Annotated in this window: 16 protein-coding genes and 1 pseudogene; 7 read left to right on the plus strand and 10 right to left on the minus strand. The window is 60.4% G+C overall.

From position 1 onward, the window contains the following. Both OQK_RS06585 and OQK_RS06590 read left to right on the plus strand, forming a co-directional pair. On the plus strand, positions 1-592 hold a 592-nt coding region (locus OQK_RS06585), incomplete at its 5' end, for a TonB-dependent siderophore receptor (RefSeq protein ID WP_038860660.1). Positions 593-604: 12 nt separating this feature from the next. Continuing rightward, complete coding sequence (locus OQK_RS06590; RefSeq protein WP_016771665.1) at positions 605-1324, plus strand: DUF4198 domain-containing protein; 720 nt, start codon at positions 605-607, stop codon at positions 1322-1324. 116 nt (positions 1325-1440) lie between these two features. On the opposite strand, the gene hisC is transcribed toward OQK_RS06590, so the two are convergent. The 10 genes from hisC to OQK_RS06640 form a co-directional block, all read right to left on the minus strand. Beyond that, a complete protein-coding gene (gene hisC, locus OQK_RS06595) occupies positions 1441-2493 on the minus strand; it encodes a histidinol-phosphate transaminase (protein WP_016771666.1) in 1053 nt (350 codons plus the stop codon). A gap of 3 nt (positions 2494-2496) precedes the next feature. Continuing rightward, the gene (gene hisD / locus OQK_RS06600) at positions 2497-3834 is read right to left on the minus strand and encodes a histidinol dehydrogenase (RefSeq protein WP_016771667.1); all 1338 of its coding nucleotides are present in this window, start codon (positions 3832-3834) and stop codon (positions 2497-2499) included. Positions 3835-3959: 125 nt separating this feature from the next. Continuing rightward, positions 3960-4595 carry an ATP phosphoribosyltransferase gene (gene hisG / locus OQK_RS06605; RefSeq protein WP_016771668.1) on the minus strand — a complete coding sequence of 212 codons (636 nt, stop codon included), beginning with the start codon at positions 4593-4595 and terminating at the stop codon, positions 3960-3962. Positions 4596-4723: 128 nt separating this feature from the next. After that, positions 4724-5989: a UDP-N-acetylglucosamine 1-carboxyvinyltransferase gene (murA, locus tag OQK_RS06610; protein WP_016771669.1), complete on the minus strand. Its 1266-nt coding sequence runs from the start codon at positions 5987-5989 to the stop codon at positions 4724-4726. 22 nt (positions 5990-6011) lie between these two features. Continuing rightward, positions 6012-6251 carry a BolA family protein gene (locus OQK_RS06615; protein ID WP_016771670.1) on the minus strand — a complete coding sequence of 80 codons (240 nt, stop codon included), beginning with the start codon at positions 6249-6251 and terminating at the stop codon, positions 6012-6014. A gap of 115 nt (positions 6252-6366) precedes the next feature. Then, the gene (locus tag OQK_RS06620) at positions 6367-6672 is read right to left on the minus strand and encodes an STAS domain-containing protein (protein WP_016771671.1); all 306 of its coding nucleotides are present in this window, start codon (positions 6670-6672) and stop codon (positions 6367-6369) included. Next, positions 6669-7322, minus strand: a complete 654-nt coding sequence (locus OQK_RS06625; RefSeq protein WP_016771672.1) for an MlaC/ttg2D family ABC transporter substrate-binding protein — start codon at positions 7320-7322, stop codon at positions 6669-6671. The genes OQK_RS06620 and OQK_RS06625 overlap by 4 nt, the downstream gene beginning before the upstream one ends. 11 nt (positions 7323-7333) lie before the next feature. Next, entirely contained in the window at positions 7334-7801 is a 468-nt protein-coding gene (gene mlaD / locus OQK_RS06630; protein ID WP_016771673.1) for an outer membrane lipid asymmetry maintenance protein MlaD, read from the minus strand. After that, positions 7801-8598 (minus strand): lipid asymmetry maintenance ABC transporter permease subunit MlaE, encoded by a 798-nt coding sequence (gene mlaE / locus OQK_RS06635; RefSeq protein WP_016771674.1) that lies wholly within the window; start codon positions 8596-8598, stop codon positions 7801-7803. Before mlaE ends, mlaD begins: the two co-directional genes overlap by 1 nt. Next, on the minus strand, positions 8598-9407 hold the full coding sequence (locus tag OQK_RS06640) for an ATP-binding cassette domain-containing protein (RefSeq protein ID WP_016771675.1): 810 nt from the start codon (positions 9405-9407) through the stop codon (positions 8598-8600). The genes mlaE and OQK_RS06640 overlap by 1 nt, the downstream gene beginning before the upstream one ends. A gap of 272 nt (positions 9408-9679) precedes the next feature. Here OQK_RS06640 and OQK_RS06645 point away from each other — a divergent pair, with 272 nt between their 5' ends. The 5 genes and pseudogenes from OQK_RS06645 to OQK_RS29885 all read left to right on the plus strand — a co-directional run. Next, on the plus strand, positions 9680-10654 hold the full coding sequence (locus tag OQK_RS06645) for a KpsF/GutQ family sugar-phosphate isomerase (RefSeq protein WP_016771676.1): 975 nt from the start codon (positions 9680-9682) through the stop codon (positions 10652-10654). Further along, positions 10654-11178, plus strand: coding sequence for a KdsC family phosphatase (locus OQK_RS06650; RefSeq protein WP_016771677.1), 525 nt, complete (start codon positions 10654-10656; stop codon positions 11176-11178). Before OQK_RS06645 ends, OQK_RS06650 begins: the two co-directional genes overlap by 1 nt. A gap of 8 nt (positions 11179-11186) precedes the next feature. Continuing rightward, entirely contained in the window at positions 11187-11759 is a 573-nt protein-coding gene (lptC, locus tag OQK_RS06655) for an LPS export ABC transporter periplasmic protein LptC (protein WP_024011622.1), read from the plus strand. After that, a complete protein-coding gene (gene lptA, locus OQK_RS06660; protein WP_016771679.1) occupies positions 11746-12291 on the plus strand; it encodes a lipopolysaccharide transport periplasmic protein LptA in 546 nt (181 codons plus the stop codon). The genes lptC and lptA overlap by 14 nt, the downstream gene beginning before the upstream one ends. After that, positions 12291-12404, plus strand: a pseudogene (locus OQK_RS29885) (LPS export ABC transporter ATP-binding protein); the annotation flags it as partial. The gene lptA and the pseudogene OQK_RS29885, both read left to right, overlap by 1 nt.

Here is a 12404-nt window from a genome sequence, read left to right on the forward strand (position 1 = left end):
GGAAGAAGGTGTCGGTTACGAAGTGGGGATCAAGAACGAACTGTTCGATGAGCGCGTGAGCAGCACCCTCGCCTTCTTCCACATCGACAAGGAAAACGTTCTCGCCCTCGATCCGGGCACCGACACCAGCCGCGCCATGGGCAAGGCGCGCAGTCAGGGTTTCGATTGGCAAGTGAGCGGCCAGCTGACCGACGCGGTGCGGGTCATCGGCGCCTTCGCCTACATCGACGCCGAGGTGACTAGGGGCGACGCGACCATTCCCACCGGCAGCCGCATCCTCGGCGTGGCCAAACGCAGCGGCAGTCTGCTGGGTGTTTATGAATTTCAGGATGGCCGTCTGCGCGGTTCAGACGTCGGCGCAGCGTTCACTTACGTCGGCGATCGCTCGGGCGAATCCGGCAGCGACTTCGAATTGCCGGCCTACCAGACCGTCGACCTGCTCGCGCATTACAAGGCCAGCGACAACGTCACGCTCGGCCTGAATCTGAACAACATCTTCGACGAGAAATATTACGAGCGCTCCTACAGCAACTACTGGGTCAACCCCGGCGAGCCACGCAATTTCACCGTCAGCCTGACACTCAACCTGTAAAAGGACGTCACCATGCACTACGGCAAATCCCTTCTGCTCCTCGCTGCGCTATTCACCGGTCAGGTGTCGGCCCACGGCCTGTGGACAGAGGAACGACGCGGCAACATCGAAGTGATCTACGGCCATGGCGCCGAAGACAACGCCTTCAAGGCGCAGAAAATCAGCGGTGCCTGGGCTTATGACGCAAGCGGCAAAATGATCCCGGTCAGCGTCGAGCGCCTGGCCGATCATGCCCGTTTGAAACCATTGAAGCCGCCGGCGGTGCTGGCCGTGGCGCTGAACAACGGCATGTGGTCGCAGACGGCGGACAAGAAGTGGATCAACGAAGGACGCAGCAAAGTGCCCGGCGCCACCGAGGCCACGCAGACGTTCAAGTACAGCCTGGCGATCTATCAGCCGGGGACGAAGTTGCCGAAACTGGAGCAGATCAAACTGCTGATCCTGCCGGAGGTTGATCCGCTGACGGTCGGGCCGGGTAAATCGTTACCGGTGCGGGTGCTGCTCGATGGCAAACCGGCGGCGGGGGTGAAGTTGTATGGCGACTATCGCAGCGCGCCAAACACCCTGAGCACCGAGACCGACAAGGATGGGCGTGCGCAGGTGCTGGTGCGTAATGAAGGGTTGAATGTGATTGCGGCGCAGGTTGAAGTGCCGGTGAAGGGCAGCGCTGATGTGGATAGTCGTGGGTTGTTCAGTTCGCTGACTTTCTTGGGCGAGCCGCATCACGAATAAACACAATGAGCAAATGTGGGAGCAAGCCTGCTCGCGAATAGGTACAACATTCAGCACTGGCATTGAATGAAAGACCGCGTTCGCGAGCAGGCTCGCTCCCACAATTTCAGTGTCGCTTAGAGATCCCCAAGCCCATCAATCAACGCTTGATTCTGCTCCGGCGTCCCCACCGATATCCGCAAGAACTGCGCAATCCGCTCCTGCTTGAAGTGCCGCACGATCACGCCCTGCTCGCGCAGCTTGGCCGCCAGGCCCGCCGCGTCATGCTGCGGGTGGCGAGCGAAGATGAAGTTGGCCGCCGACGGCAGCACTTCAAAGCCTTTAGCCTGCAACTGCGCCACCACCCATTCGCGGCTCTCGATCACCTGACGACAGGTCTTGTCGAAATACTCGCGATCGGCAAAAGCCGCCGCCGCGCCGACAATCGCCAGACGATCCAGTGGATAAGAGTTGAAGCTGTTCTTGATCCGCTCCAGCGCTTCGATCAGGTCCGGATGCCCTACCGCCAGACCGACACGCAGGCCGGCCAGCGAGCGTGACTTGGACAGCGTCTGCGTCACCAGCAGATTCGGATAGCGGTCCACCAGACTGATCGCCGTCTCGCCGCCGAAGTCGATGTACGCCTCATCCACGACCACGACCGAATCAGGACTGGCCTTGAGGATTTGCTCGACTGCGTCCAGCGCCAGCAGGCACCCGGTCGGGGCGTTCGGGTTGGGAAAAATGATCCCGCCATTCGGTTTGGCGTAGTCGGCCGGGTTGATCTGGAACTGCGCATCCAATGGAACAGCGTCGAATTCAATGCCGTACAGACCGCAGTAAACCGGATAGAAGCTGTAGCTGATGTCCGGGAACAGCAACGGCTGGTCGTGTTGCAGCAGACCGTGGAAGATGTGCGCAAGCACTTCGTCCGAACCGTTGCCGAGGAACACCTGACTGGTTTGCACGCCGTAATATTCGGCCACGGCGTTTTTCAGCAGATCACTGTTCGGGTCCGGATACAGGCGCAGGTTGTCGTTGAGCTCGGCTTGCATCGCCGCCAGCGCTTTTGGCGACGGGCCATACGGATTTTCATTGGTATTGAGCTTGACCAGTTTGGTCAGCTTCGGCTGTTCGCCCGGCACGTAGGGCACCAGATCCTTGACGAACGGGCTCCAGAATTTACTCATCGCTCAGTTCCCCTGCCCTTTCAGAAAGTCTTGGTCTTTGATGCGGTACTCGGCGCTGCGTGCGTGGGCGCTCAGCGATTCACCACGGGCCAGTACCGATGCTGTTTTGCCCAGCTCGGAAGCGCCGGCCTCGGAGCAGAAGATGATCGACGAGCGCTTCTGGAAGTCGTAGACACCCAGCGGCGAGGAGAACCGCGCGGTGCCGGAAGTCGGCAACACGTGGTTCGGGCCGGCGCAGTAATCGCCCAACGCTTCGGAAGTGTGGCGGCCCATGAAGATCGCACCGGCGTGGCGGATCTGCGGCAGCCAGGCTTGTGGATCAGCGACCGACAATTCCAGGTGTTCCGGGGCGATGCGGTTGGCGACTTCGATGGCTTGGGCCATGTCGCTCACCTGAATCAGCGCACCACGGCCATTGATCGAAGTTTCGATGATGGTCGCGCGGTCCATGGTCGGCAGCAGTTTGTCGATGCTCGCGGCGACCTTGTCGAGGAACTCGGCGTCGGGGCTGACCAGAATCGCTTGCGCGTCTTCGTCGTGCTCGGCCTGGGAGAACAGGTCCATGGCGATCCAGTCCGGATCAGTCTGGCCGTCGCACACCACAAGAATTTCCGAAGGGCCGGCGATCATGTCGATGCCGACCTGACCGAACACATGGCGCTTGGCCGTGGCTACATAGATATTGCCCGGGCCGACAACCTTGTCGACACGCGGCACGCTTTCGGTGCCATAAGCCAGTGCGGCAACTGCTTGCGCGCCGCCGATGGTGAACACGCGGTCGACACCGGCGATGCAGGCAGCGGCCAGCACCAGCTCGTTGATTTCACCGCGCGGGGTCGGCACGACCATGACCACTTCGGTCACGCCGGCGACCTTGGCCGGAATCGCGTTCATCAATACCGACGACGGATACGAGGCCTTGCCGCCCGGCACGTAAAGGCCTGCGCGATCCAGTGGCGTGACTTTCTGACCAAGCACGGTGCCGTCAGCCTCGGTGTAGCTCCAGGAATCCTGCTTCTGTTTTTCGTGATAGCTGCGCACGCGGGCGGCGGCTTTTTCCAGAGCCTCGCGCTGCGGCACCGTGATGCGGGTCAGGGCCAGTTCGAGACGCTCGCGCGGCAGGATCAGGTCGGCCATCGAGGCGACTTCAAGACCGTCGAACTTCTGGGTGAATTCGACCAGCGCCGCGTCACCGCGCTCGCGCACAGCCTTGATGATGTCCAGCACGCGCTGATTGACCGAGTCGTCAGACACACTTTCCCAGCTCAGCAGATGATCCAGATGATGCGCGAAATCCGGGTCAGCAGCGTTGAGTCGGCGAATTGCAGTGGTTGCGGTCATAGCGAGAGCCTCATAGGAATGGCAAATAACTCAGGCGCCCGAAACTAGCATTCGATCCGCTTGGGCACCTGAGAATTCTGGCTATGAGGCGGATAGACGGCGCGGCCTCGGGCCGCGCAGGTAGATCAGCCGCGGTGTCGCGATTCCACTGCGTTGCGCAGGGTGTCGATCAACGCCTGGATCCGGGCGTGCTGCATTTTCATTGAAGCCTTGTTGACCACCAGACGCGAGCTGATCGTGGCGATCAGTTCCTGGGGTTCCAGGCCGTTGGCGCGCAGGGTGTTGCCGGTGTCGACCACGTCGATGATCTTGTCGGCCAGCCCGATCAGCGGCGCCAGCTCCATCGAGCCGTACAGCTTGATGATGTCGACCTGACGGCCCTGCTCAGCGTAATAACGCTTGGCAACGTTGACGAACTTGGTCGCCACGCGCAGACGGCCCTTGGGCTCGGCCGCGCCGATCTTGCCAGCGGTCATCAGCTTGCACTGGGCGATCTGCAGGTCCAGCGGCTCGTACAGACCCTGGCCGCTGTACTCCATCAGCACGTCCTTACCGGCGACGCCGAGGTCGGCCGCGCCATGCTCGACATAGGTCGGCACGTCGGTGGCACGCACGATCAGCAGACGCACGTCGTCCTGGGTCGTGGGAATGATCAGCTTGCGGCTCTTGTCCGGATTCTCGGTCGGCACGATGCCCGCTTCAGCGAGAAGCGGCAGGGTGTCGTCAAGGATGCGGCCCTTGGACAGTGCGATGGTCAACATGGGAAACGTCAGTCCTTATCAAGGTACTCATGCCCGGTCGCAATCGGCGCCGGACACACATCGAGGGTGCGTACACCCTCGACTCGAAACGAATTCAGTGGACACGTCCCTGTGTCCCGATGCAGCGATCAGCCCGGAACGCGGCGGATCTTGGCACCCAGCATTTGCAGTTTTTCTTCGATGCACTCGTAACCACGGTCGATGTGGTAGATGCGGTCGATCAGCGTGTCGCCTTCGGCAACCAGCGCCGAAATCACCAGACTGGCCGATGCACGCAGGTCGGTGGCCATGACTGGCGCGCCCTTGAGTTTCTCGATACCGGTGACGATCGCGGTGTTGCCTTCAACCTGGATGTGCGCGCCCATGCGGTGCAGTTCGTACACGTGCATGAAACGGTTTTCGAAGATCGTCTCGATCACCGCACCAGTGCCTTCGGCAATGGCGTTGAGCGAGATGAACTGGGCCTGCATGTCGGTCGGGAACGCCGGGTACGGCGCGGTGCGCACGTTGACCGCTTTCGGGCGCTTGCCGTGCATGTTCAGCTCGATCCAGTCTTCACCGCAGGTGATTTCCGCACCGGCCTCACGCAGCTTTTCCAGTACCGCTTCGAGGATGGTCGGATCGGTGTCCTTGACCTTGACGCGACCACCGGTCACGGCAGCGGCGACCAGGTAGGTGCCGGTTTCGATACGGTCAGGCATGACTTTGTAGAAAGCCGAACCCAGACGCTCGACGCCATCGATGGTGATGGTGTCGGTGCCAGCACCGGAAACCTTGGCGCCCATGGCATTGAGGAAGTTCGCCAGGTCGACCACTTCAGGCTCGCGCGCGGCGTTCTGCAACACGCTGCGGCCCTTGGCCAGGGCAGCGGCCATCATGATGTTCTCGGTACCGGTCACGCTGACGGTGTCGAAGAAGAAGTGCGCGCCGCGCAGGCCACCTTCAGGCGCCTTGGCCTTGATGTAGCCGCCTTCGACGTCGATGACCGCGCCCATGGCTTCCAGACCGCGGATGTGCAGGTCGACCGGACGCGAACCGATGGCGCAACCGCCAGGCAGGGCGACTTCGGCTTCACCGAAACGCGCGACCATCGGGCCCAGTACCAGGATCGACGCACGCATGGTTTTCACCAGTTCGTACGGCGCGATCAGGGTCTTGATGGTGCGCGGGTCGATTTCGACGCTGAGCTTCTCGTCGATCACCGGCTCGATGCCCATGCGCCCGAACAGCTCGATCATGGTGGTGATGTCGTGCAGGTGCGGCAGGTTGCCAACGGTGACCGGGCCATCGCACAGCAAGGTCGCAGCCAGAATCGGCAGGGCGGAGTTCTTCGCGCCGGAAATGCGGATCTCGCCATCAAGACGAGCGCCACCGGTAATAATCAATTTATCCATTAGTATCTCGACGCCCTAGGGCTCAGGTGCGCTCGGCCCAGGCCGCGCGGCTGAAAAATTTCATAGTGACCGCATGGATGCTGCCATCGGTGATCCATGGGTTCAAATGGGCATAGACCTGCTGCTGACGCTTCACCGGGCTCAACGCCGCCAGTTCATCGCTGATCACGTTCAGCTGGAAGTTGCAGCCTTCGCCTTCAACTTCTACCAGCGTTCCTGGCAGCTTTCCTTCAAGGAAGCTCTTCACTTCTACGGCCTGCATGCTCAACCTCAATCGGCGCCCTGTGCGCACGGGTCGGACATCATACAAAAAAGCCCCGCGCCTGCGAACCCCGCAACGCAGGACTCTGACGGGGGGCTTCTTTATAGATGATGGTTCAGGGTTGCGCCAACAACTCGGTCAATTCACTGACCTGAGCGATTTCACGCATGTCGTCAGGCATCGCGCGAATGCTGACGGCCTTGCCGGCCGCCTGCGCATCACGCATGAAGCACAGCAGCAACGACAGGCCGACGCTGCTGGACTTCTGCACCGCCGAACAATCGATGACCAGCGCCGATGCCTTGCTCGACTTGATCAGCGCCTGCCCTTCCTTGCGCAGGTCGGGCCCGGTGCGGTAATCCAGCACGCCACTGAGCACCAGTTCGTCGACATCACTCATGCGAACTGCCGCCTCACTCATTGCGCTGGATTCCCGGCGGCTTTGTCGGTTTCCTGCTTGGCCTTGGCCACTTCACCGGCCCAGCCATCGATGGTCTTGTCCAGATCGTTGCCATTGCGTTGCATGGCGTCGGCGAACTGGTCACGGAACAGCTTGCCGATGTTGATGCCGTTGATGATCACGTTGCGCAGTTTCCACTCGCCGCTGATCTTCTCAAGCGTGTACTGCACCGGATAGATCGCGCCGTTGCTGCCCTTGACGGTCATGTTGACGCTGGTGCGCTCGCCCGATTCGTCTTTGGCCGGGTCAACGGTGATGCCCTGGTTGTTGTATTCCAGCAGCGCGTTGCCATAGAACTGGAACAGACCGCGCTTGAAGTTTTCCTGAAAGCGCTGCATCTGCTCAGGCGTGGCCTTGCGCGAATACTTCACGGTCATGATGCTTTTGGAGATGCCCTCGGCATCCACCACCGGACCGACAATGTTGTTCAGCGCCGCATAGAAATCCTGCGGATCCTGCTTGTACTTCTCTTTGTTCGCCTGCAAATCGGCAAGCATCCGGTTCGTGGTGTCCTGAATCAGGTCATGAGCCGATTGCCCCGGTGCAGCGTTAGCCATCAACGGCAGGGCCGCGAGCAACACCAACAGGCCACGTCGCAAGATAGAGATCATTCAAAAGCTCCTCATTTGGCGTCTTTGCTAACGGTATTGAGCAGGAATTTACCGATCAGGTCTTCCAGTACCAGTGACGACTGCGTGTCGTGGATGGTTCCACCGTCTTTCAACTGGGTGTCTTCGCCGCCGACGCTGATACCGATGTATTTCTCGCCCAGCAGACCCGCGGTGAGGATAGACGCTGTGGAATCGACCGGCAGGTTGTCGACCTTTTTATCCACTTGCAGCGTGACCCGACCGGTGAAGCTGTCGCGATCCAGATCGATAGCGGTGACCTTGCCGATGGTCACACCGGCCATGGTCACTTTGGCTCTGACCGTCAGACCGGCAATATTGTCGAAATACGCATACAACTTGTAAGTGTCGGTGGACGAAGTCGGAGACAGGCCGCTGACGCGCAAGGCGAGCAGCAGCAAAGCCAGGATCCCTGCCAGCAGGAACAGGCCGACACCGATTTCCAGGGTGCGGTTTTGCATCAGAAATCTCCAAACATCAAAGCGGTCAGAATAAAGTCCAGGCCGAGCACTGCCAGCGAGGCAAACACCACGGTCTTGGTGGTGGCACGACTGATCCCCTCGGAAGTGGGCTCACAGTCATAGCCTTGGAATACGGCGATCCAGGTCACCACAAAGGCGAAAACGACACTTTTGATCACGCCATTGAGCACGTCACTGGTGAAGTTCACGCTGTTCTGCATGTTCGCCCAGTACGAGCCTTCGTAGACGCCCAGCCAGTCGACCGCCACCCACGAACCGCCCCAGATGCCGACGACGCTGAAAATCATCGCCAGCACCGGCAGGGAAATGAAGCCGGCCCACAGGCGCGGGGCAATGATGTACTTGAGCGGATCGACACCGATCATTTCCAGGCTGGACAACTGCTCGGTGGATTTCATGTTGCCGATCTCGGCGGTCAACGCCGAACCGGCGCGCCCGGCAAACAGCAAGGCGGTGACCACCGGCCCCAGTTCACGCAGCAGCGTCAGGGCGACCATCTGCCCCACCGCCTGCTCTGAACCATAGCTGGAAAGAATGCTGAAGCCCTGCAACGCCAGGACCATGCCGATGAAAATGCCGGAGACCACGATGATCACCAGCGACATGACGCCGACCGAATGCAGCTGCTTGACCAGCAGGCCGAAACCACCGCTGATACCGCCACGGCCCAGCAGGGCGTGAAACAGGAACAGGGTCGCCCGACCAAACACCGCGACCGCGTCGATCGCCGATTCGCCGAACCGACGCACGCGTTCCATCAATGAAATTCTGCGCATCAACGCTTCCCCAGAAGATCTGCGCGGTAATCCGTCGCTGGAAAGTGATACGGCACCGGGCCATCGGGATCACCGGTCATGAACTGGCGGATACGCGGATCATCGGAATTCATCAGCTCATCCGGTGTGCCTTGGCCCAGCACCTGACCATCGCCCACTACATAGATGTAGTCGGCAATGCTCGCGGTTTCCGCCAGATCGTGCGAAACCACGATGCTGGTGATGCCCAGAGCATCGTTGAGCAGGCGGATCAGGCGCACCAACACGCCCATGGCGATCGGGTCCTGGCCCACGAAGGGCTCGTCGTACATGAGAATCTGCGGATCGAGGGCAATCGCCCGGGCCAATGCTACACGGCGCTTCATGCCGCCGGACAGTTCGTCCGGCATCAGCTCGATGGCGCCACGCAGGCCCACGGCCTGCAATTTCAGCAGGACGATGTCGCGGATCATGTCTTCCGGCAACTTGGTGTGGACCCGCAGCGGAAAGGCCACGTTCTCGAACACATCGAGATCGGTAAACAGCGCACCGCTCTGAAACAGCACGCCCATGTGCTTGCGCGCATCGAACAGATCGCTGCGCGACAGCGTCGGCAGGTTCTGCCCGTTGACCCAGACTTCGCCGCCGGACGGCCGCAACTGCGCGCCCATCAGGCGCAGCAGCGTGGTCTTGCCGCAGCCGGAAGGCCCCATGATGCCGGTGACCTTGCCGCGCGGGATGCGGATATCGACGTTATTGAAAATGCTCCGCGCACCGCGCTTGAAGGAGACTCCCTTCAGCTCGACCGCGTAGGCGTTATCGGCACTCATCTAAACTCCTTGCGATGCAGCCTCTCACTGGGATGCCAGACTTTCCTCGGAAACGCCTGCATCCCGGGCAGGCCGAACTGGCGGCGAACTATATCACTGCAAAGGCTGAGCGCCCAAGCGAGAACCCGGCCAAGATCGCCGACTGAAGAGGGCCCGAGCGAGTTTCAGAGGGTTTTGGTAACCAGTAATGACAAAGCACGTCGAACTTGCGTGAGGCTTTGCCACATAACCGCTATAATCGCCGCCTTTTCATCGGCCCATACGATTCTGACATGAGCAAAACCCGCGACCTGATTCAATCGGCACAACGCACCATCCGCCTCGAAGTGGAAGCCGTCCAAGGCTTGATGGCCCATATCGACGCCGATTTCGTACGCGCTTGCGAGATGATTCTGGCCAGCAAGGGCCGCGTGGTCGTGGTCGGCATGGGTAAATCCGGGCATATCGGCAACAAGATCGCCGCCACCCTGGCCAGCACCGGCACCCCGGCGTTTTTCGTGCATCCGGCCGAAGCCAGCCATGGCGACATGGGCATGATCACCCGCGACGATGTGATTCTGGCCCTGTCGAACTCTGGCTCGACCAACGAAATCGTGACGCTGCTGCCATTGATCAAACGCCTCGGCATCCAGCTGATCAGCGTCACCGGTAATCCGCAGTCGCCATTGGCGAAGGCTGCGGAGGTCAATCTCAATGTGCATATCGAGCACGAAGCCTGTCCGTTGAATCTGGCGCCGACCTCTTCTACTACTGCAGCGCTGGTCATGGGCGATGCCTTGGCCGTGGCCTTGCTGGAAGCGCGTGGTTTCACCGCTGAAGATTTTGCCTTCTCGCATCCGGGTGGCGCCCTTGGCCGTCGCCTGTTGCTGAAAGTGGAAAACGTCATGCACGCCGGGCAGGAGCTGCCGCAGGTACAACGCGGTACCCTGCTCAAGGACGCGCTGATGGAAATGACCCGCAAGGGTCTGGGCATGACCGCTATTATTGAAGCCGATGGCAAGCTCGCCGGGATCTTCACCGACGGTGATTTGCGCCGCACGCTGGATCGCGCCATCGACATCCGCAGCGCCACCATCGACCAGGTGATGACTGCACACGGCAAGACCGCCCGGCCCGACATGCTCGCCGCCGAAGCCCTGAAAATCATGGAAGACCATCGAATCAACGCCCTGGTAGTCGTCGACGAGGAGGATCGCCCGATCGGCGCCTTCAACCTCTCCGATCTGCTGCGCGCAGGAGTCATGTAATGAGCAACGATCTGCTGCAACGCGGCAAAGCGATCAAACTGGCAGTATTCGACGTCGACGGTGTGCTCACCGACGGCCGCCTGTACTTTCTCGAGGACGGCAGCGAGTTCAAGACCTTCAACACCCTCGACGGCCAGGGCATAAAGATGCTGATGAATGCCGGCGTACAAACCGCGATCATCAGCGGTCGCAAGACCCCGGTGGTCGAGCGCCGCGCGAAGAACCTCGGCATCCCGCATCTGTTTCAGGGGCGCGAGGACAAACTGGTGGTACTCGACGGTCTGCTCGCGCAACTGGGCCTAAGCTATGAAGAAGTCGCCTATCTCGGTGACGATCTGCCAGACTTGCCGGTGATCCGCCGTGTAGGGCTGGGCATGGCGGTGGCCAACGCTGCCGATTTCGTCCGCGAACACGCCCACGGCGTTACCCGCGCCCGTGGCGGCGAAGGTGCCGCCCGCGAATTCTGCGAATTGATCCTGCGCGCCCAGGGCCGCCTCGAAGCGGCCAACGCCGCGTACCTGTGAGCCTGACCATGTTTAGCAAAAAGTTTCGCAATTTCCTGCTGTTCGGCTGCATCGCGGCGATTTTCGCTGCGGTGGGTTACTGGAACATCAGCCCTGAGCGCTTCCTCGACAAGCCGCCGGTTTCGGCTGCCGAGAATCCGATCGACTGGTACGCGACCAACACGCATACCATTCAGTACCTGCCCGACGGCAAGGTGCAGTACGAGATGACTTCCGACAAGGCCGAGCACGTCAAGGCTACCGATGTCACCCTGGTGACCAAGCCTGATTTGAACATGTACCGCGGCACCGACTTCCCGTGGCACGTGACCAGCGAGCGCGGCGAAGTGAATTCGGGCGGCACCGAAGTTGAATTGATCGATTCGGTACGCGTACAGCGCACCGATGAGAAACAGCGCGGCACCCTGATCACCAGCACCCGCATGACCGTGTTCCCGCAGCAGGAATATGCGCAGACTGCGCAACCCGTTAGAATCGAGGGCGCTGGCGGTGTATCGACTGGCGTCGGAATGAAAGCGTACCTGAAGGACAGCAGGATACACCTGCAATCGAACGTAAGAGGACAGTATGAGGCTCGTTAAAACCCTCCCTATTTTGCTCAGTCTGGGCGCAGCACTGGGAAGCGCGAGCGCCTGGTCCCTGCCGAACGATCAGCAGCAGCCTATCCGCATTCAGGCCGACGACGCCCAACTGGACGACAAGAATGGCATTGCCACCTATAAAGGTGACGTGATCATTACCCAAGGCTCGATGATCGTTAAAGGCAACACCGTGACCATGACGCGCGCGCCCAATGGCGACATCGATGTGGTGACCTCGGTCGGCAACCTGGCCTATTTCGAGCAGTTGCAGACCCAGGGCGACGCCAACCCGGTCAAGGGCTACGGCGTGACGATTCAATACCACGCCCAGCAGAATCGGGTGGTGCTGATCGACAAGGCCAAGGTTATCGACAAGGATAACAACGTCACGCAGGGCGAAAAAATCGTCTACGACACCGTGAAGAAACTGGCCAGCGCCGGTCGCGCCACGGGCAGCAAGGTCACCGAATCGCGCCCGCGCATCGACATGGTGATCCAGCCGAAGAAGAAAACCGAAGAGAAATCCCAGTAATGGCAACTCTGAAAGCTCAGCACCTGGCCAAGGCCTATAAAAGCCGCCAGGTCGTGCGTGACGTCAGCCTGTCGATCGACAGCGGGCAGATCGTCGGCTTGCTCGGCCCGAAC

This window comes from Pseudomonas sp. R62 (genome assembly GCF_000257605.1).
In the GTDB taxonomy this organism is placed as follows: Bacteria; Pseudomonadota; Gammaproteobacteria; order Pseudomonadales; family Pseudomonadaceae; genus Aquipseudomonas; species Aquipseudomonas atacamensis.

Excerpts from the sequence above, each read along its gene's own strand:
- OQK_RS06625 (WP_016771672.1), bottom strand. The coding sequence starts at position 7,322 with ATGATCTCTATCTTGCGACGTGGCCTGTTGGTGTTGCTCGCGGCCCTG.
- OQK_RS06650 (WP_016771677.1), top strand. The coding sequence starts at position 10,654 with ATGAGCAACGATCTGCTGCAACGCGGCAAAGCGATCAAACTGGCAGTA.
- OQK_RS06645 (WP_016771676.1), top strand. The coding sequence starts at position 9,680 with ATGAGCAAAACCCGCGACCTGATTCAATCGGCACAACGCACCATCCGC.
- OQK_RS06640 (WP_016771675.1), bottom strand. The coding sequence starts at position 9,407 with ATGAGTGCCGATAACGCCTACGCGGTCGAGCTGAAGGGAGTCTCCTTC.
- hisD (WP_016771667.1), bottom strand. The coding sequence starts at position 3,834 with ATGACCGCAACCACTGCAATTCGCCGACTCAACGCTGCTGACCCGGAT.
- lptA (WP_016771679.1), top strand. The coding sequence starts at position 11,746 with ATGAGGCTCGTTAAAACCCTCCCTATTTTGCTCAGTCTGGGCGCAGCA.
- OQK_RS06620 (WP_016771671.1), bottom strand. The coding sequence starts at position 6,672 with ATGAGTGAGGCGGCAGTTCGCATGAGTGATGTCGACGAACTGGTGCTC.
- hisC (WP_016771666.1), bottom strand. The coding sequence starts at position 2,493 with ATGAGTAAATTCTGGAGCCCGTTCGTCAAGGATCTGGTGCCCTACGTG.
- murA (WP_016771669.1), bottom strand. The coding sequence starts at position 5,989 with ATGGATAAATTGATTATTACCGGTGGCGCTCGTCTTGATGGCGAGATC.
- hisG (WP_016771668.1), bottom strand. The coding sequence starts at position 4,595 with ATGTTGACCATCGCACTGTCCAAGGGCCGCATCCTTGACGACACCCTG.
- mlaD (WP_016771673.1), bottom strand. The coding sequence starts at position 7,801 with ATGCAAAACCGCACCCTGGAAATCGGTGTCGGCCTGTTCCTGCTGGCA.
- mlaE (WP_016771674.1), bottom strand. The coding sequence starts at position 8,598 with ATGCGCAGAATTTCATTGATGGAACGCGTGCGTCGGTTCGGCGAATCG.
- OQK_RS06590 (WP_016771665.1), top strand. The coding sequence starts at position 605 with ATGCACTACGGCAAATCCCTTCTGCTCCTCGCTGCGCTATTCACCGGT.
- OQK_RS06615 (WP_016771670.1), bottom strand. The coding sequence starts at position 6,251 with ATGCAGGCCGTAGAAGTGAAGAGCTTCCTTGAAGGAAAGCTGCCAGGA.
- lptC (WP_024011622.1), top strand. The coding sequence starts at position 11,187 with ATGTTTAGCAAAAAGTTTCGCAATTTCCTGCTGTTCGGCTGCATCGCG.